The 17,132-nt window shown below is 71.3% G+C and carries 12 protein-coding genes, 1 pseudogene and 1 riboswitch; of the genes and pseudogenes, 4 read left to right on the top strand and 9 right to left on the bottom strand.

The window, feature by feature from the left end; translation table 11 throughout:
* Nucleotides 1-37 precede the first annotated feature (37 nt).
* Genes ABD858_RS24540 through ABD858_RS24525 form a run of 4 tightly spaced genes read right to left on the bottom strand, consistent with a single transcriptional unit; the run spans nucleotide 38 to nucleotide 5,422 of the window.
* Nucleotides 38-688 carry a thymidine kinase gene (locus ABD858_RS24540; protein ID WP_345041303.1) on the bottom strand — a complete coding sequence of 217 codons (651 nt, stop codon included), beginning with the start codon at nucleotides 686-688 and terminating at the stop codon, nucleotides 38-40.
* 43 nt (nucleotides 689-731) lie between these two features.
* On the bottom strand, nucleotides 732-1,934 hold the full coding sequence (locus tag ABD858_RS24535; protein ID WP_345041300.1) for an alkaline phosphatase family protein: 1,203 nt from the start codon (nucleotides 1,932-1,934) through the stop codon (nucleotides 732-734).
* Nucleotides 1,934-2,521: a DUF5998 family protein gene (locus ABD858_RS24530; RefSeq protein WP_345041298.1), complete on the bottom strand. Its 588-nt coding sequence runs from the start codon at nucleotides 2,519-2,521 to the stop codon at nucleotides 1,934-1,936. Before ABD858_RS24530 ends, ABD858_RS24535 begins: the two co-directional genes overlap by 1 nt.
* Before the next feature lie 39 nt (nucleotides 2,522-2,560).
* Nucleotides 2,561-5,422, bottom strand: a complete 2,862-nt coding sequence (locus tag ABD858_RS24525; RefSeq protein WP_345041295.1) for a bifunctional acetate--CoA ligase family protein/GNAT family N-acetyltransferase — start codon at nucleotides 5,420-5,422, stop codon at nucleotides 2,561-2,563.
* Between the two features lie 416 nt (nucleotides 5,423-5,838).
* Between ABD858_RS24525 and ABD858_RS24520 the strand changes: the two genes are divergently transcribed.
* Nucleotides 5,839-6,120, top strand: coding sequence for an HPr family phosphocarrier protein (locus ABD858_RS24520; RefSeq protein ID WP_345041293.1), 282 nt, complete (start codon nucleotides 5,839-5,841; stop codon nucleotides 6,118-6,120).
* Nucleotides 6,121-6,285: 165 nt separating this feature from the next.
* On the opposite strand, the gene ABD858_RS24515 is transcribed toward ABD858_RS24520, so the two are convergent.
* The 3 genes from ABD858_RS24515 to ABD858_RS24505 form a co-directional block, all read right to left on the bottom strand.
* Complete coding sequence (locus ABD858_RS24515; protein ID WP_345041289.1) at nucleotides 6,286-7,056, bottom strand: M23 family metallopeptidase; 771 nt, start codon at nucleotides 7,054-7,056, stop codon at nucleotides 6,286-6,288.
* Between the two features lie 12 nt (nucleotides 7,057-7,068).
* Nucleotides 7,069-7,229: riboswitch (cyclic di-AMP (ydaO/yuaA leader) on the bottom strand.
* 193 nt (nucleotides 7,230-7,422) lie between these two features.
* Nucleotides 7,423-8,811: a M16 family metallopeptidase gene (locus tag ABD858_RS24510; protein WP_345041286.1), complete on the bottom strand. Its 1,389-nt coding sequence runs from the start codon at nucleotides 8,809-8,811 to the stop codon at nucleotides 7,423-7,425.
* On the bottom strand, nucleotides 8,808-10,160 hold the full coding sequence (locus ABD858_RS24505; RefSeq protein WP_345044830.1) for a M16 family metallopeptidase: 1,353 nt from the start codon (nucleotides 10,158-10,160) through the stop codon (nucleotides 8,808-8,810). The genes ABD858_RS24510 and ABD858_RS24505 overlap by 4 nt, the downstream gene beginning before the upstream one ends.
* A gap of 188 nt (nucleotides 10,161-10,348) precedes the next feature.
* On the opposite strand from ABD858_RS24505, the gene ABD858_RS24500 reads away from it, so the two are divergent.
* Nucleotides 10,349-12,805 (top strand): DNA gyrase/topoisomerase IV subunit A, encoded by a 2,457-nt coding sequence (locus ABD858_RS24500; protein WP_345041284.1) that lies wholly within the window; start codon nucleotides 10,349-10,351, stop codon nucleotides 12,803-12,805.
* Nucleotides 12,806-12,841: 36 nt separating this feature from the next.
* Here the strand turns inward: ABD858_RS24500 and ABD858_RS24495 are convergent, their stop codons facing one another.
* Nucleotides 12,842-13,939 (bottom strand): CobW family GTP-binding protein, encoded by a 1,098-nt coding sequence (locus tag ABD858_RS24495; protein WP_425586244.1) that lies wholly within the window; start codon nucleotides 13,937-13,939, stop codon nucleotides 12,842-12,844.
* Nucleotides 13,899-15,083, bottom strand: coding sequence for a citrate synthase/methylcitrate synthase (locus ABD858_RS24490; protein ID WP_425586243.1), 1,185 nt, complete (start codon nucleotides 15,081-15,083; stop codon nucleotides 13,899-13,901). Before ABD858_RS24490 ends, ABD858_RS24495 begins: the two co-directional genes overlap by 41 nt.
* A gap of 72 nt (nucleotides 15,084-15,155) precedes the next feature.
* Between ABD858_RS24490 and ABD858_RS24485 the strand changes: the two genes are divergently transcribed.
* Both ABD858_RS24485 and ABD858_RS24480 read left to right on the top strand, forming a co-directional pair.
* A complete protein-coding gene (locus ABD858_RS24485) occupies nucleotides 15,156-16,397 on the top strand; it encodes a citrate synthase (protein WP_345041280.1) in 1,242 nt (413 codons plus the stop codon).
* A 44-nt stretch (nucleotides 16,398-16,441) separates the two neighbouring features.
* A pseudogene (locus ABD858_RS24480) lies at nucleotides 16,442-16,723 on the top strand (DUF7342 family protein); the annotation flags it as partial.
* Nucleotides 16,724-17,132 lie beyond the last annotated feature (409 nt).

Here is a 17,132-nt window from a genome sequence, read left to right as displayed (position 1 = left end):
TCCAGCGCCCTGCGGAGCAGGGTGCAGAGCAAGGCAGTTATACGGGAACGACCGGCAGGACATCGGGCGACAGCGCACCGGCACGGGCTGCAGCGCTGGTCATGCGGCGGCGGTGGTGGCGTCGGCAGAGGACCTCGTAGCCGATCTCCTCGGCCGGTCGGTCGACGTCGCCGACGACGACCTGCTCACCCTCGACGACCATCTCGCCTCCCACCGTGCGGGCGTTGTGGGTGGCGCGGGCGCCGCACCAGCACATGGCCTCGACCTGGAGCGTCTCTATCCTGTCCGCCAGCTCGATCAACCGCTGTGAGCCCGGGAAGAGTTTGGTGCGGAAATCCGTGGTGATGCCGAAGGCGAACACGTCCAGGCCCAGTTCGTCCACGACCCTCGCCAGCTGGTCGATCTGCTCGGGAGCGAGGAACTGCGCCTCGTCCACGATGACGTAGTCGACCTTGTCGCCCTTCGACATCTGGCCCACCAGGTGGCCGTACAGATCCATGCCCCGGGCAGCCTCGACCGCCTCCGTCACCAGGCCGAGTCGCGAGGAGAGCTTCCCCTCGCCCGCGCGGTCGTCCCGAGTGAAGATCACGCCTTGCAGGCCCCTGGCCGACCGGTTGTGGCCGATCTGCAGCGCCAGAGTGCTCTTTCCGCAGTCCATCGTTCCGGAGAAGAACACCAGCTCGGGCATGGGGAAGTAACGGCCTTTCAGGTCGTGGACGAGGAGGAGGGATTTACGAGCGGACTTCGAGCAGCGGGACCAGCTGCTCCGCCGGGGTCATGGAGCCGTGCATGCCGGCCATCGCGGACTCGTTCGGCTCGTTGACGGAGGCGGTGATCACGACGTCGTCGTGGGCCGCGGCGACGACGTCGCCGATACGCCCGTACACCCGCTCGTCGAGCTCGTCGGGCCGACCGAACCAGCCCGCCTCGATGGCCTCGTCCCGGCTCGCCACCCAGAACTGCTCGCCGAGCACTTCACGCCAGACGGTGAGGACGTCGGACTCGGCGCCCGGGACCGCGTACACATGGCGGGCCCGGCCCTCGCCGCCCAGCAGGGCGACTCCGGCGCGCAGCTCCCAGTCCTCGTCGAAGTCGATGCGCGACTGCTCGTCGAAGGGGATGTCGATCATGCCGTGATCGGCGGTGACATAAAGGGCGGTGCGGGGCGGGAGCTGTTCGACGAGGCGCTGAACGAGCCGGTCGACGTACATCAGCTGACCGCGCCAGGCGTCGGAGTCGACACCGAAACGGTGCCCCTTGCCGTCCAGCTCGCTGTAGTACGTGTAGACGAGGGAGCGGTCCCCCGCGGCGAGCTGCTCGGCGGCGAGGTCCATCCGGTCCTCGGCGGACAGCCGGCCGTGGAAGGTGCCGCCGCTCAGCGCGATCTTGGTGAGCGGGGTTTCCTCGAAGGCCGGGGAGGAGACCTGCGCGGTGTGCACACCGGCCTCGTCGGCCAGCTGGAAGACGGTGGGGTACGGCTGCCAGACCCGCGGGGAGGTCCAGGGCTTCCAGCGGAGCTGGTTCATCAGCTCGCCGGTCTCCGGGTTACGGGCGGTGTAGCCGGGCAGGCCGTGCTTGGCGGGCGGCAGGCCGGTGCCGACCGAGGCGAGGGAGGTCGCGGTGGTGGCCGGGAAGCCGGCGGTTATCGGCAGTCCGGTGCCGCCGCGGGAGCTGCCCATCAGGGAGGTCAGGAACGGCGCTTCGTCCGGGTGGGCGGCGAGCTGCTCCCAGCCCAGGCCGTCGATCAGGAACACACAGTTCCGGTCGGCCGGAGTGAGCTCGGCGATGGCGGCGGTCATACCCGTGACGCCCTGGCCCGCGGCGAGCGTGGGCAGCAGATCGGCGAGCGAGCCGCGGCCGTACTGCGGCACGGGCGCGCTGTCGAGGGCGAGCGGAGCGGGTTCTTCCTGGTCCGGCCAGGCGGGATGGATCATCAGTGGCCGGTCGCCGCGGTGGCCTCGGACAGCGCCTGGGCGAAGACGAGCGTCTGCCGGACCGTGTCCGGACCGTCGCCGGCCTCGCTGACCCGCAGGCTGAGGTCGTCGGCGGTGGAGTTGCCGGTGTAGCCGTGGTCGGCGTCGCAGTTGGGGTCGCCGCAGGCCGCCGGCTCCAGGTCGATACGGGAGACCGCGCCCCAGCCGATGGTGAGGACCACCTCTCTGGGCAGCGTGCCGGGGGTGTACGACTCGGGGTTGGCGACGACGCGGCTCACCACGACCGACGAGATCCGGTCCAGCTTGACCGACTCGGTGGAGGTGGTGGCGTACGGCGACGGGGAGCTGTTGTCGGCGGCCTGCTCGTCGGTGTGGCTCACGATGAAGCGGTTGGCGGTGAGGACCAGGACCGTCACATGGCGGCGCACTTCGTTGGCGTCGAAGGTGGTTTCCTGGTGCACCAGGTACGACGAAATCGGCTCCCCACCGACCGCGGCCTCCACCGCTTCGGCCACGAGAGTCGGGTAGTAGCCACTGCGCTCGATCGCCGCGCGCAGCCCCTGGGTCGTCGTACCGGTCTTCGCCATGCCGTCCATCCTACGGGGCCGCGGGGGCCCTGCGGCCCCTCAGTAACTGGGGAGACGCCGGGGCCCGAGGTCGGTCCGCGCGGGCGGCGGCGCGAGCCGTACGGTCGCGCCGAGGACGGACAGGCCCTGCTGGGCCACCACGACCGGTTCCAGAGCCACCGAGACGACCTCGGGATGGTCGTCCACCAGCCGCGACACCCGGAGCAGCAACTCCTCCAGCGCCGCGGTGTCGGCCGGGGCCGCGCCGCGCCAGCCGAAGAGGAGCGGGGCCGTGCGGATGGACCGGATCAGCTCGGCGGCATCCCGGTCGGTGGCCGGAACCAGACGGTGGGCCATGTCGCCGAGCAGCTCCGAGGGCGCTCCGGAGATGCCGAAGGAGAGCACGGCGCCTGCGGCCGGGTCGATGGCGGCCCGTACGACCGTGTCCACCCCGCGTGGCACCATGGCCTGCACGACGGGAAGGAGCTCGGCGGGCTTGCCGAGGGTCTCCGTCAACTCGGCGTAGGCCCGGCGGAGTTCCCCTTCGCCGGCGATGTCGAGCCGGACCCCGCCGAGGTCGGGGCGGTGGCGCAGATGGGGCGCGGTGGTCTTGAGTGCCACCGGGTAGCCGAGGCGGGCGGCCGCCGCGACGGCGGCGTCGGGGTGCGGTGCGGGCAGCGCCCGCAGCACACCGATCCCGTACTGCTGGAGCAGCTCGCGGGCGTCGTCGGGACCGATCCGCATGCCGCGCGGGTCGGGCTCAGGACCGAGGAGTGCGCCGATCCGGGCGGCGGCCCCGGCCTCGTCGATGTCCTCGTACTCGGGAACCCTGCCGGGCGCCTGCCGCCGCCACTCGGCGTACCGGACGGCCTCGGCCAGCGCACGGACGGCCCGTTCCGCGGCGGGGTAGGCAGGGATGATGCGCGCACCCGCCGGCTCTCCAGCGCCCGGACCTTTCCCGGCCGCGGCGTCACGTGGCTCCGCCACGCGGGGTACGACGGCTCCACCGGGGGGCGGCGCCGTGCCGGTCGCCGCCGAGAGGGCGTCCGCAAGGCCGCCGAGTTCCACGTGGACCACCGCGACCGGCTTCGGCGAGGCCGACGCGGTCGCGGTGCGCAGGGCCTCTGCCAGGGTTCCGGTTCCGTTCTCGCTCTCCCCCACCCTGGGCATCGCCGTCACCACGACCGCGTCGCAGGCGTCGTCACCGAGGGCATGGGCGAGGGCGGCTCGGAAGTCGTCCGGGGTGGCCGCCGTCGTCAGGTCGAGGGGCGGGAGCGGGCGCAGGCCCTCGGTGAGGCAGGCGTCGTACGTCAGCAGACCGAGGGACTCCGAGTTGCCGAGGATGGCCACGCGCGGTCCGGCCGGGAGCGGCTGACCGGCCAGCAGCAGGCCGGCGTCGACCAGTTGGGTGTCGGTGTCGACGCGGATCACGCCGGCCTGGCGGAGCAGGGCGGAGACGGTGGCGTCCGGGATGCGGGTGGGCATCACGGCATGACCGGGCGGAGCGCTGCCGCTGTGGCGGGCGCTCTTGACGACGACGACCGGTTTGACGGCGGCGGTGCGCCGGGCGAGGCGGTTGAACTTGCGCGGGTTGCCGATGGATTCCAGGTAGAGGAGGACGACATCGGTGTCCGGGTCCTCGTATCCGTACTGGAGGAAGTCGTTGCCGGAGACGTCCGCGCGATTGCCGGCGGAGATGAAGGAGGAGAGCCCGGCGCCGCGGCGGTGGAGTCCGGAGAGCAGGGCGATACCGATCGCGCCTGACTGGGTGAAGAGCCCGATGCGGCCGGACGCCGGGGCCTCGGGGGCGAGGGAGGCGTTGAGCCGGACGGCCTCCGCGGTGTTGATGACACCGAAGGAGTTGGGGCCGATGAGGCGCATGCCGTACGAGCGGGCCAGGCGCACCAGTTCCCGCTGGCGCTCCCGGCCCCCGGGGCCGCTCTCCGCGTATCCGGCGGAGAGCACGACCAGGCCCTGCACCCCGTACTCGCCGCACTCCGCGACGGCTTCCGGCACCCGCTCGGCGGGCACGGCGACGACGGCGAGGTCGACGTGCTCCCCGATGGTGGCGAGGGAGCGGTGCGCGGGAACGCCGTCCACGGTGTCCCGGTCCGCGGGGAAGGCCCGGTTCACGGCGTACGTACGCCCGGTGAAGCCGCCCGCCAGGAGGTTGCTCAGGACGCTGCGGCCCACTCCGCCGGGCGCGCGGCCGGTGCCGATGACGGCGACGGAGCCGGGGGCGAGGAGGCGCTGCACGGAGCGTGCCTCGGCGCGCTGTTCACGGGCGCGTTGCACGGCGAGGGAGCGGTCGGTGGGTTCCAGGTCGAGTTCGAGGCGGACGACGCCGTCCTCGAAGCTGCGCTGCTGCTGGTACCCGGCATCCGTGAACACCTTGATCATCTTGGTGTTGGCGGGCAGCACCTCGGCCGCGAAGCGCCGGATGCCGCGCTCGCGGGCGACGGCGGCGATGTGTTCCAGCAGGGCGGAGGCGACGCCGCGTCCCTGGTGTGCGTCCTGGACGAGGAAGGCGACCTCGGCCTCGTCGGCGATATCAGGGGCCGGCGCGAAGCACCCTCCGGCAAGGGCGGTGGTGGGAGACGGACGGGAGGTGGCCGGGAGGCCGGCCGCGTTGATGCGGTCGTAGCGGACGGTCGCGATGAACTCGCCGCCCACGGTGGCGGCGAGGCCGACCCGGTCCACGTAGTCGTGGTGGGTGAAGCGGTGCACGTCGCGGTCGGAGAGTCGGGGGTAGGGCGCGAAGAAGCGGTAATACTTCGACTCGTCCGAGACCTGTTCGTAGAAGCTGACCAGGCGTTCGGCGTCGTCGGTCGTGATGGGCCTGATGCGCGCGGTGCCGCCGTCGCGCAGCACCACGTCGGCCTCCCAGTGAGCCGGGTACGCGGAATCCGACGGGGTCTGCATGCGGCAAGCCTAGGCCCTGGCCGGTCGATCGGGCCGGATCGGGGAGCGCCCGCCGCGGAGCGGCTGGTGTCTCGTGGTGCCGTGCGTCGCAAGAGGGAGGAGGGCCCGCCGTGGAGCGGCTGGTGTCCACGCATGCGGTGGGGGCACCTCTGGGGGCACCCCCAGAGGTAGCGGGGGAACATCGGCGACCGACGACAACGACGGGGGCACCTCCCGTGCCCGAAGGGCTACGGAGGAGAGGTGCGCCCGCCGCGGAGCGGCTGCGGTGACATCAGCCGCTTCGCGGCGGGCACCGAGACGCCGCGAGCCCGGCATGACCGGCCGGACAGGGCCTGAGGGTCGCGGGCCGTTGGAGCCCCGGACCTGATATAAGACAATGGTCTAGACAACTTTCCCAGCACCTGAAGGGCGACACCATGGCCGAGCGCCGCGTCAATGTCGGCTGGGCAGAGGGCCTGCACGCCCGCCCTGCCTCCATCTTCGTCCGTGCCGCCATGGCCGCCGGCGTCCCCGTGACGATCGCCAGGGCCGACGGAGATCCGGTCAGCGCCGCCTCGATGCTCGCCGTGCTCGGCCTGGGTGCCGAGGGCGGCGAGGAGATCGTGCTCGCTTCCGGGTCGGACGACGCCGACGCCGCGCTCGACCGTCTGGCGAAGCTGGTCTCCGAGGGGCTCGACGAACTGCCCGAGACCGTCTGACCGGCGCCCGAGTCCGCGGAGAGCCGTGGTGTCACGAATCCGGGACACCACGGCTCTCCGTTTTTCACGAATACGGCTTTTCCGCGGCTTTTCGCGAATACGGCGGCCGCCGCACAGACGAAGGCCCCGGCGGTGAAGCCGGGGCCTTCGCGGAAGTCTGTCGAGTCAGAGCGCGACGCCGTGCGAGCGGAGGTACGCGACCGGGTCGATGTCGGAGCCGTACTCGGCGGTCGTACGGGCCTCGAAGTGCAGGTGCGGGCCGCTCGAGTTGCCGGTCGAGCCGGAAATGCCAATCTGCTGGCCGGGCATGACCGTCTGCCCCTGCGAGACGGAGATGGAGGCCAGATGGCCGTACTGGGTGTAGGTACCGTCATTCATACGGATGACGACGTTGTTGCCGTACGCGCCGCCCCAGCCGGCCTCCACGACCGTACCCAGGCCCACCGCGTGGACCGGGGTGCCGTACGCGGCGTGGAAGTCGATACCGGTGTGGCTGCCGGAGGACCAGCGGCCGCCGCCCGCATGGTAGGAGGTGGAGACGTACGAGCCGGAGACCGGGGCGACGAACGCGTTGAGGCGCCTGCGCTCCTCCTCACGGGCAGCGCGCTCCTCTTCCTTGGCCCGGGCCTCGGCGATGCGCTTCGCCTGAGCCGCGGCCTTCGACGCCTGGACCGCGGCCTCCTCCTCGGCGGCCGCGTGCTGCTGGGCGTCGGCCTGGGCGCCGATCTCGTCCGCCAGCGAATCCTCGAGGGCGACGGCCTGGATCATGCCGGTGTCCTCCACGCCCTTCGGCTCGGGCTCGGCCGCGAGGGCCGGGGAGGCCAGGGTGCCGACGACGCCGGTGGTGGCGAGGGTGGCGATGCCCGCGATGCTCGCGCCCTGACGGGTCAGCGTGCTCGGACGACGATGTTTCCCGGTGGCACGGGTGAGCGCCATGAAGAGGCTGGTCCTTTCCTTCCCTGTCGCCTACCGGGTTAGCTGACGGGTTCGGAGCAGGAAGGTCTCCTACGGACCCCTCCGCGCGCGAAGGCGTCCGATTCACCCCAGGGGACGGACGGGTCCCCGGCTCCCCTGGCTCGCGCCGTACGGGGACTCGGCGATGACTGTCCGGTGCCGCGGGTGCGACGTCGTACGTCCGACGGACAGCGGGACCGACGCTAGACGGACGATCTTTCTTTCACCAAACAGACACGTGATTTTGTAGCGCACGCCACAAGGCAGACAGTCACGCTCTGCGACAAAGCAGACAAAAAGTCGGGCCCTGGCGGTCCTTCGACTGCCAGGGCCCGGACGGATCGTCAACTAGCCGTTGACGACGGTCACTTCGCCGATTCCGAGAGCCCTGACCGGCTCCTCGATCTGCGAGGCGTCACCGACGAGCACCGTCACCAGACGGTCCACCGGGAAGGCGCTGACGACCGCGGCGGTCGCCTCCACCGTGCCGGTCTCGGCGAGGCGCGCGTACAACTGCCCCTGGAAATCGTCCGAGAGGTGCTGCTCGACCTGATCGGCCAGCGTGCCCGCGACGGCCGCGGCCGTCTCGTACTTCAGCGGAGCGACCCCCACCAGGTTCTGTACGGCGACGTCGCGCTCGGCGTCGGTCAGGCCTTCGGACGCGAGTGTCCGCAGCACCTTCCAGAGGTCGTCGAGCGCCGGTCCCGTGGACGCGGTGTCCACCGAGCCGCTGATGGCGAGCATGGCCGCGCCCGTGCCGTCCGGTGCGGAGCGCAGCACCTGGGTGAAGGCCCGCACACCGTAGGTGTAGCCCTTCTCCTCGCGCAGCACCCGGTCCAGCCGGGAGGTGAGCGTACCGCCCAGGCAGTAGGTGCCGAGCACCTGGGCCGGCCAGACCCGGTCGTGCCGGTCCGGACCGATCCGGCCGATCAGCAGCTGCGTCTGCACCGCGCCGGGACGGTCGACGATCACCACACGGCCGGTGTCGTCGGCGTTCACCGGCGGCATGGACCGGGTCCCGGCCGCCTCACCGGTCCAGGCGCCCAGGGTGTCGGCGAGCACGGCGTCGACGTCGGTGCCGCTGAGGTCGCCGACGATCACGGCCGTGCTCGTGGCGGGGCGTACATGGTCGTCGTAGAACGCACGGACGATGGCGGCGTCGATCCGTTCCACGGTCTCCTCGCTGCCCTGACGCGGCCGGGACATCCGCGAGTCGGCCGGGAAGAGCTGCTTGTACAGCTCCTTGGCGGCGCGGCGGGCCGGGTTGGCCGTCTCGTGCGGGATCTCGTCGAGCCGGTTGCGCACGAGCCGCTCGACCTCGCTGTCGGCGAAGGCGGGGGCGCGCAGTGCCTCGGCGAGCAGGCCCAGCGCCTTGTGCAGCCGGGAGACCGGGACCTCGAGCGAAAGCCGGACGCCGGGGTGGTCGGCGTGCGCGTCGAGCGTGGCGCCGCAGCGCTCCAGCTCTGCGGCGAACTCCTCGGCGGAGAGCTTGTCGGTGCCCTCGGAGAAGGCCCGCGCCATGATCGTGGCGATGCCGTCGAGACCCTCGGGCTCGGCGTCCAGCGGGGCGTTCAGGAAGATCTCGACGGCGACGACCTGCTGGCCCGGGCGGTGGCAGCGCAGCACGGTCAGCCCGTTGGGCAGGGTGCCGCGATCGGGAGCGGGGAAGGCCCAGGGCTTGGCGGTGCCCGGCTGCGGCTGCGGGTGGAAGTCCATGGTCACGGCAGCGTCGGTCACTGGTCCGCCCCCTCTGCGTCGTCGTTGTCCTCGTCGGCGGCGGAAACCTTGCTGCCGGTCGGTTCGTACACCAGCACCGCCCGGTTGTCCGGACGCAGCCGGTTCTGGGCGACCGCCTTGACCTCCTCCGCGGTGACGGAGAGGATCCGCTGGACGGCGGTGAACGCGAGCAGAGGGTCGCCGAACAGCACCGCGTACCGGCACAGTTCGTCGGCGCGGCCTGCGACCGTGCCGAGCCGGTCCAGCCACTCGCGCTCCAGCTGCGCCTGGGCGCGCTCCATCTCCTCCGGCGTGGGGCCCTCGTCGGCGAACCGGGCCAGCTCCTCGTCGACGGCCCGCTCGATGTCGGGCACCTCGACGCCGGCCGACGTCTTCACGTCCAGCCAGCCCAGCGAGGGGGCTCCGGCCAGCCGGAGCAGCCCGAAGCCGGCGGCCACGGCCGAACGGTCGCGGCGAACCAGACGGTTGTGCAGCCGGGAGGACTCACCGCCACCGAGGACCGTCAACGCCACGTCGGCGGCGTCACACTCACGGGTGCCGTCGTGGGGCAGACGGTAGGCGCCCATCAGCGCGCGGGCCGGGACCTCCTCCTCGACGACCTGGCGCAGCTCCTCGCCGATCACATCGGGGAGCGAACCGTCACGCGGCGGCTTCTTGCCGTCGTGCGAGGGGATGGAGCCGAAGTACTTCTCGATCCAGGCGAGCGTGCGCTGCGGGTCGATGTCGCCGACGACCGACAGGACGGCATTGTTCGGCGCGTAGTACGTACGGAAGAACTCGCGCGCGTCCTCGAGGGTCGCGGCGTCCAGGTCTGCCATCGAGCCGATCGGCGTGTGGTGGTACGGGTGGCCTTCGGGGTAGGCGAGGGCGGTCAGCCGCTCGAAGGCGGTGCCGTACGGAACGTTGTCGTAGCGCTGGCGGCGCTCGTTCTTGACGACGTCGCGCTGGTTCTCCATGGACTCGTCGTCGAGCGCGGCGAGCAGCGAGCCCATCCGGTCGGCTTCCAGCCACAGAGCCAGCTCGAGCTGGTGGGCGGGCATGGTTTCGAAGTAGTTGGTGCGCTCGAAGCTGGTGGTGCCGTTGAGCGAGCCGCCCGCGCCCTGCACCAGCTCGAAGTGACCGTTGCCCTTCACCTGCGCCGAGCCCTGGAACATCAGGTGCTCGAAGAGGTGAGCCAGACCGGTACGGCCCTTGACCTCGTGACGCGAGCCGACGTCGTACCAGAGGCAGACCGCGGCGACGGGGGTCAGGTGGTCCTCGGAGAGCACCACGCGCAGGCCGTTGGCCAGCCGGTGCTCGGTCGCTGTCAGGCCGCCGGAACCGGCCTGGGCTGTGGCCGTGTGACCCATGGGCATGTACGTCCCTTCGATCGCGTATGGAGAAGTCCTGCCACTGTATGCAAGCGCGCCGACACCTGGCGAAGTTCCCGCGCGCCCGGACGGCCCGTGCGACGGGTCGAGGTCGGGGTTGTCAGTGGGGCGGTCCACAATGGTCCGCGTCAGCACTCAACCATGTTGGTGAAGGAGCCGCAGCAGCGATGGCCCGCCGCAGCACGAAGACCCCGCCGCCGGACGACTCGTTCGAGGAGAGGATCCTCGACATCGACGTCGTCGACGAGATGCAGGGCTCCTTCCTCGAGTACGCGTATTCCGTGATCTACTCGCGGGCCCTGCCGGACGCCCGCGACGGTATGAAGCCGGTGCACCGCCGCATCGTGTACCAGATGAACGAGATGGGGCTGCGCCCCGAGCGCGGCTATGTGAAGTGCGCCCGAGTCGTCGGTGACGTCATGGGCAAGCTGCACCCGCACGGCGACGCCTCCATCTACGACGCACTGGTGCGCATGGCCCAGCCGTTCTCCATGCGACTGCCGCTGGTCGACGGCCACGGCAACTTCGGCTCCCTCGGCAACGACGACCCGCCGGCCGCCATGCGGTACACCGAGTGCCGGATGGCCGACGCGACGCAGCTGATGACCGAGTCGATCGACGAGGACACGGTCGACTTCGTCCCGAACTACGACGGCCAGGAGCAGGAGCCGGTCGCGCTGCCCGCCGCCTTCCCGAATCTGCTGGTCAACGGCGCATCCGGAATCGCGGTCGGTATGGCGACGAACATGCCGCCGCACAATCTGGGCGAGGTCGTCACCGCCGCCCGCCATCTCATCAGGTACCCGAACGCCGACCTCGAGGCGCTGATGCGTCACGTGCCGGGCCCCGACCTGCCGACCGGCGGCCGGATCGTCGGCCTCGCCGGCATAAGGGACGCCTACGAAACGGGACGCGGCACCTTCAAGATCCGCGCGACCGTGACGGTGGAGGACGTGACGGCCCGCCGCAAGGGCCTGGTCGTCACCGAACTGCCCTTCACGGTCGGTCCGGAGAAGGTGATCTCGAAGATCAAGGACCTGGTCGGCTCGAAGAAGATCCAGGGCATCGCCGACGTCAAGGACCTCACCGACCGCGCGCACGGCCTGCGGCTGGTGATCGAGATCAAGAACGGCTTCCACCCGGAGGCGGTGCTGGAGCAGCTCTACAAGCTGACGCCGATGGAGGAGTCCTTCGGCATCAACAATGTGGCGCTGGTCGACGGCCAGCCGCTGACGCTGGGCCTGAAGGAGCTGCTGGAGGTCTATCTCGACCACCGCTTCGACGTGGTGCGCCGACGCAGCGAGTTCCGCCGCGGCAAGCGCCGCGACCGGCTGCACCTGGTCGAGGGTCTGCTCGTGGCGCTGGTCGACATCGACGAGGTCATCCAGCTGATCCGGTCGAGCGAGAACTCCGCGGAGGCCAAGCAGCGCCTGATGGAGCGCTTCTCGCTGAGCGATGTCCAGACCCAGTACATCCTGGACACCCCGCTGCGCCGGCTCACCAGGTACGACCGCATCGAGCTGGAGTCCGAGCGCGACAGGCTGACCGCCGAGATCGAGGAGCTCACCAAGATCCTGGAGTCGGACAGCGAGCTGCGCAAGCTGGTCTCCGGCGAACTGGCCTCGGTGGCCAAGAAGTTCGGCACCGAGCGGCGCACCGTCCTGCTGGAGTCGGCCGGCGCGCCGATCGCCGCGGTGCCGCTGGAGGTCGCCGACGACCCGTGCCGGGTGCTGCTCTCCTCCACCGGTCTGCTGGCCCGTACGGTCACGGGCGAGCCGATCGCTGCCGGTGAGGACGGCAAGCGCGCCAAGCACGATGTGATCGTCTCGGACGTGCTCACGTCCGCCCGCGCGGACATCGGTGCGGTGACCTCGGCCGGACGGCTGCTGCGGCTCGCGGTGATCGACCTGCCGCAGCTGCCGGACACGGCGGCCGCGCCCACCCTCTCGGGCGGGGCACAGCTGTCGGAGTTCCTGTCGCTGGAGGCGGACGAGACCGTCGTCTGCCTGACCTCGCTCGACGAGGACTCGCCGGGTCTGGCGATCGGCACCGAGCAGGGCGTCGTCAAGCGTGTGGTGCCCGACTACCCCGCCAACAAGGACGAGTTGGAGGTCATCGCTCTCAAGGACGGCGACCGGATCGTCGGCGCGACCGAGCTGGCCACTGGCGAGGAGGACCTGGTCTTCATCACCGACGACGCCCAGCTGCTGCGCTACCCGGCCTCGCAGGTGCGCCCGCAAGGCCGGCCGGCCGGCGGTATGGCCGGAATCAAGCTGTCCGAGGGCGCCAGGGTGATCTCGTTCACCGCGGTGGACCCGGCGGCGGACGCGGTGGTCCTCACGATCGCGGCCGCGCGCGGCACCCTGGACGACTCGGAGCAGATGTCGGCGAAGCTGAGCCCGTTCGACCAGTTCCCGCGCAAGGGCCGGGCCACCGGCGGGGTGCGCTGCCAGCGGTTCCTGAGGGGCGAGGACATGCTGGTTCTGGCCTGGGCGGGCAGGACACCGGCCCGCGCGGCCCAGAAGAACGGCATGCCCTCGGAGCTGCCGGCCATCGACCCGCGTCGGGACGGCTCGGGCACACCGCTGGCCAAGCCGGTCGCGGTGGTCACGGGCCCGGCGTAGGGCCCGGGGGCGTCCGGCATGATCCGCCGGACACCCCTACGCCTCCTGGTCGCGTACGTACCGCAGGACGCCCCACATGCCGTGCTCGTCGGCGGCGTCCTGCGGTGTGGTCTCCCGGCAGTCCGCCAGTTCCTGGCGCAGCCTGCCCGTGTCGATCCCCGATCCGATGAACACCAGCCGGCTGAGACGCTCTTCCGCTCTCCCCCAGGGCTGCGGATAGAACCGCAGAAACCGCCCGACCGCGTGAACGGCGTACCGGTTGTGCGGATCGGCCGCACCGAAGTGCACATGTCCCTTGATCCGGTAGAGCCCGACGGGCCTGCCGTCGAGGAAGCCCATGAGCCGGCGAGGATCCATGGGCTCCTCGGCGGTGAAGGAGAGGCTCTCGTACTCCGTGTGCAGATGATCTCGGTGATCATCGCCGTCGTCCGCGCACAGGTCCTCGAAGGAGAGCTGCCCCACCGTCTCGGCTTTGGGCCGGCAGTCGAAGAACAGCTCGGGGGCGACCCGTCCGTACGAGGCCGGGATCACCGCCGTGCCCTCGCAGAGACCGGCCAGCGTGTCCCTCGTCCGGCCCAGCTCCGCCTCCCCCACCCGGTCCGCCTTGTTCAGCACGACGAGATCGGCGATCGCGAGGTGCCGGTCGAGCTCGGGGTGGCGCAGCCGCGTGGCGTCGAACTCCGCCGCGTCGACGACCTCGACCAGCCCTCCGTACACGATCCGGGGATTCTCGCTGGCCAGGATCATCCGGACGAGCTCCTGCGGCTCGGCGAGCCCGCTCGCCTCGATGACGATGACGTCAAGCCGCGTGGTGGGACGGGTGAGCCTCTCCAGGAAGACGTCCAGCTCGCTCGCGTCGACCGCACAGCACAGACAGCCGTTGCCGAGCGAGACCGTGGAGTCGACCTGTCCCGCGATCGTCATGGCGTCGATCTCGATGGCGCCGAAGTCGTTGACGATCGCGCCGATTCTGGTGCCGCCGCTGTGCCGCAGCAGATGGTTGAGCACGGTCGTCTTGCCGGATCCCAGGAAGCCCGCAAGGACGACGACGGGGATCTGCTGCTTGCTCGGCAGACTCAAGGAGCGGCCTTTCTCACACGGTCGGCACCGGCTGCGGCGGGGGCGGGCCGACATAGCGGGCCGCCGGGCGGATGATCTTCGAGTCCGCCGCCTGCTCAAGGATATTGGCGCTCCAGCCGACCACCCGGGCCGCGCAGAAAGTCGGCGTGAACATCTCGCGCGGCAGCCCGCACAGCTCCATGACCACGCCGGCGTAGAACTCCACGTTGGTGTGCAGCTCACGCCCCGGTTTGAGCTCCGCGAGGATGTCCTCGACCTGCCGCTCGACCTCCACTGCGAACTCCACCAGCGGCCCGCCGAACTCCTCCGCGATGCCGCGCAGCATCCGTGACCTGGGATCCTCGGTGCGGTAGACGGGGTGCCCGAAGCCCATGATCCGGTCGCCGGCCAGCACTCGTCCCCGTATCCAGGCGTCGATGCGGTCCGGCGTGCCGATGGCGTCCAGGGTGTCCAGGGCGCGGCTGGGCGCCCCGCCGTGCAGCGGGCCGGAGAGCGCGCCGACCGCCGCCACCAGGCAGGCCGCGACATCCGAGCCGGCGGAGGCGACGACGCGGGCGGTGAAGGTCGAGGCGTTGAAGCCGTGGTCGATCGTGGAGACGAGGTAGCGCTCGATCGCGCGGGCCCTGGCCGGGTCCGGTTCCGTACCGGTGAGCATGTACAGGTAGTTGGCGGCGTACGGCAGATCGTCGCGCGGCTCGACCGGCTCGAGGCCCCGGCCCAGCCGATGGAGGGCGGTGAGCAGGGTGGGAACGGCGGCGCAGGCGGCAAGCGCGTCGGCGCGGCGCCGTTCCGGGTCGGTGTCGTACACAGGACGGAAGCCCTGGGCGGAACCCAGCAGAGAGAGGGTGGTCCGCAGCCCGGCGAGCGGACCGGACATGGCTCCGGCGCGGGCGATCACGGGCAGGGCCTCTCGCACCTCGTCGGGCAGCCTGCGCAGGGCCGCGGTCCGCTCGGCGAAGACGATTTGCTCGGCCGTATCCGGCAGCCTGCCGTGGAGCATCAGGTACCAGACGTCCTCGAAGCTGCGCTTCTCGGCGAGCTCGACGGCCGAGTACTGGCGGTAGTGGTAGAAGCCCTGCCGACCTCGGACGTCCCCGAGTTCGGTGTCGGTGACGACGACGCCCGCGAGTCCTCGGGGTACGCCGGGCGGGGTCTGGGTGGTGACCGTCATCGTGTCCTCCCGCGTTTGATCGATCATTGATTCGACTGTCTACTCTTGACAAGAATCCTGTCAATATTGATTCAATCAATGTGAGTTAGAGTGAATCTCATGACGGATCAAGAGGCGAGCGGGCGAAGGCTGACCACTCAGGAGGCTGCGGAACGGCTCGGTGTGAAGCCCGAGACCGTGTACGCGTACGTCAGCCGCGGCCAGCTCAGCAGCGTGCGGGCACCCGGCGGACGCGGCAGCACCTTCGACGCCGCGGAGATCGAGGCGCTGGCCCGGCGCTCGGGCCGCCGCGAGCCGCAGCCCGCCATCGGTGACCTGGTGTTCCGCACCGGCATCACCCTCATCGAGAAGGGCCGGTACTACTTCCGCGGGGTCGACGCGGCCGAGCTCGCCCGGCACCACGGCTACGAGGAGATCGCCGAGTGGCTGTGGACCGGGGAACTGCGGCACGGCACACGGTTCACCGCGCCTCCGCAGCTTCTCGAACCGGCCCGCCGGGCGGTCGGCGCGCTGCCGGCACACAGCTCGGCCATGGACCGGCTGCGGGTGGCGGCCATCGCGGCGGCCGCCGCCGATCCTCTGCGGTTCGACCTGTCCACCGAGGCGGTGCTCGGCACGGCCCGCAGTCTGATCCCCACACTCGCCGAGGCGCTGCCGTACGTCGGTGAACCCCGGGGCACCGGCCCGATCGCCTGGCAGCTGTGGCCACGGCTGACCATGCGCCCGCCGGACGAGGCCTGGCTGCGCGCCCTGGACACCGCGCTCGCCCTCCTCATCGACCACGACCTGGCCGCGTCCACCCTGGCCGCCCGGGTCGCCGCCTCCGCTCGCGCGCACCCGTACGCAGTGGTCTCGGCGGGCCTCGGCGCCCTGGAGGGGCCGCTGCACGGGGCTGCCAGCGGACTCGCCCATCGCATGCTCGCCGAGGTCCTGGAGCGCGGCGGCGCCGCCCCGGTCGTCGCGGACCATCTGCGCGTCGGCCGGCCGGTGCCGGGGCTCGGGCACCGGCTCTATCAGGGCGAGGATCCCCGCGCGCGGACGCTGCTCCAGCTGCTGGAGGAGATCCCGGACGCGTCTGCGGCCCTGGCGGCGGCCCGGGACGTGGTCACCACGACCGCCCGGCACACCGACTCGCACGCCAATGTCGACCTCGCTCTGGCCGTCCTGTCGGTCTCGTCGGGGATGCCCGCCGAGGCCGGGGAGACGGTGTTCGCAGTGGCACGGACGGCGGGCTGGATCGCGCACGCGCTGGAGGAGTACGCCGAGCGCCCCCTGCGTATGCGTCCCAGCGGCCACTACACGGGCCCGCGCCCCCCGCAGCCGGTGCCGTCGGCGGGCTGATCGACGCGCTGCGCGCCCAGGACCATGAGCACGCCAACCGGATGCAGGTCGATGTGGACCGTATCTTCAGAGCACTACGAGCCCCGGGGAGCACCCCCGACCTGCCGAAGGGGCATTCACCGACCACGGCCGAACTGGTCCGGCAGGTACTGCTCACGGCGGAAGGACCACTGTCCGCCCTGGAGATCGCGGAGCGAGCCGGGGTGAGCCGGCAGACCGCGCAGCGGTATCTGAAGCTGCTGGAGCGCTCGGACCGGGTGTGGCTGACGCTCCGGTACGGGGAGACGGGCCGCCCCGAACACCGCTATGCCTGGGTGACACGTTAGGTCCTGTCCGGCCGATCAGGCCCGAGAGCGGCGCCTGGTGCCGTGCATCGCAGGGCGGAGGAGGGCCTGCCGCGGAGCGGCTGATGTCACCGCAGCCGCTCCGCGGCGGCACCGCATGCGGTGGGGGCACCCTGGGGGCACCCCGGGGGCACCCCGGGGGCACCCCCAGCGATAGCTGGGGGAGATAGCTGGGGGAGGCAGCGCTGGGGGACCTCGGCGACCGACGACAACGCTGGGCGCACCTCCCGTGCCCGAAGGGCTACGGGGGAGAGGCGCGTCGCCCGGGGGCACCCCCAGGCACGCACGCTCGCTGCGTTGGCCGAAAACCCGAGTAGCGCTGCTACGAGGGCCTTCGGCCGCCTTGCGATCGCACGCACCGGACGCCGCTCCTTTGACGGGCAAACGTTGC

This window comes from Streptomyces sannanensis (assembly GCF_039536205.1).
Taxonomy (GTDB): Bacteria; Actinomycetota; Actinomycetes; order Streptomycetales; family Streptomycetaceae; genus Streptomyces; species Streptomyces sannanensis.
The sequence above is the reverse complement of the archived record's forward strand: the minus strand, read 5'-3'. Positions and strand labels throughout refer to the sequence as shown.

Bases quoted from the DNA above. Each gene is read 5' to 3' on its own strand.
- ABD858_RS24540 (WP_345041303.1), bottom strand. From the start codon at position 688: ATGCCCGAGCTGGTGTTCTTCTCCGGAACGATGGACTGCGGAAAGAGC.
- ABD858_RS24535 (WP_345041300.1), bottom strand. From the start codon at position 1,934: ATGATCCATCCCGCCTGGCCGGACCAGGAAGAACCCGCTCCGCTCGCC.
- ABD858_RS24530 (WP_345041298.1), bottom strand. From the start codon at position 2,521: ATGGCGAAGACCGGTACGACGACCCAGGGGCTGCGCGCGGCGATCGAG.
- ABD858_RS24525 (WP_345041295.1), bottom strand. From the start codon at position 5,422: ATGCAGACCCCGTCGGATTCCGCGTACCCGGCTCACTGGGAGGCCGAC.
- ABD858_RS24520 (WP_345041293.1), top strand. From the start codon at position 5,839: ATGGCCGAGCGCCGCGTCAATGTCGGCTGGGCAGAGGGCCTGCACGCC.
- ABD858_RS24515 (WP_345041289.1), bottom strand. From the start codon at position 7,056: ATGGCGCTCACCCGTGCCACCGGGAAACATCGTCGTCCGAGCACGCTG.
- ABD858_RS24505 (WP_345044830.1), bottom strand. From the start codon at position 10,160: ATGGGTCACACGGCCACAGCCCAGGCCGGTTCCGGCGGCCTGACAGCG.
- ABD858_RS24500 (WP_345041284.1), top strand. From the start codon at position 10,349: ATGGCCCGCCGCAGCACGAAGACCCCGCCGCCGGACGACTCGTTCGAG.
- ABD858_RS24495 (WP_425586244.1), bottom strand. From the start codon at position 13,939: ATGTCGGCCCGCCCCCGCCGCAGCCGGTGCCGACCGTGTGAGAAAGGC.
- ABD858_RS24490 (WP_425586243.1), bottom strand. From the start codon at position 15,083: ATGATCGATCAAACGCGGGAGGACACGATGACGGTCACCACCCAGACC.
- ABD858_RS24485 (WP_345041280.1), top strand. From the start codon at position 15,156: ATGACGGATCAAGAGGCGAGCGGGCGAAGGCTGACCACTCAGGAGGCT.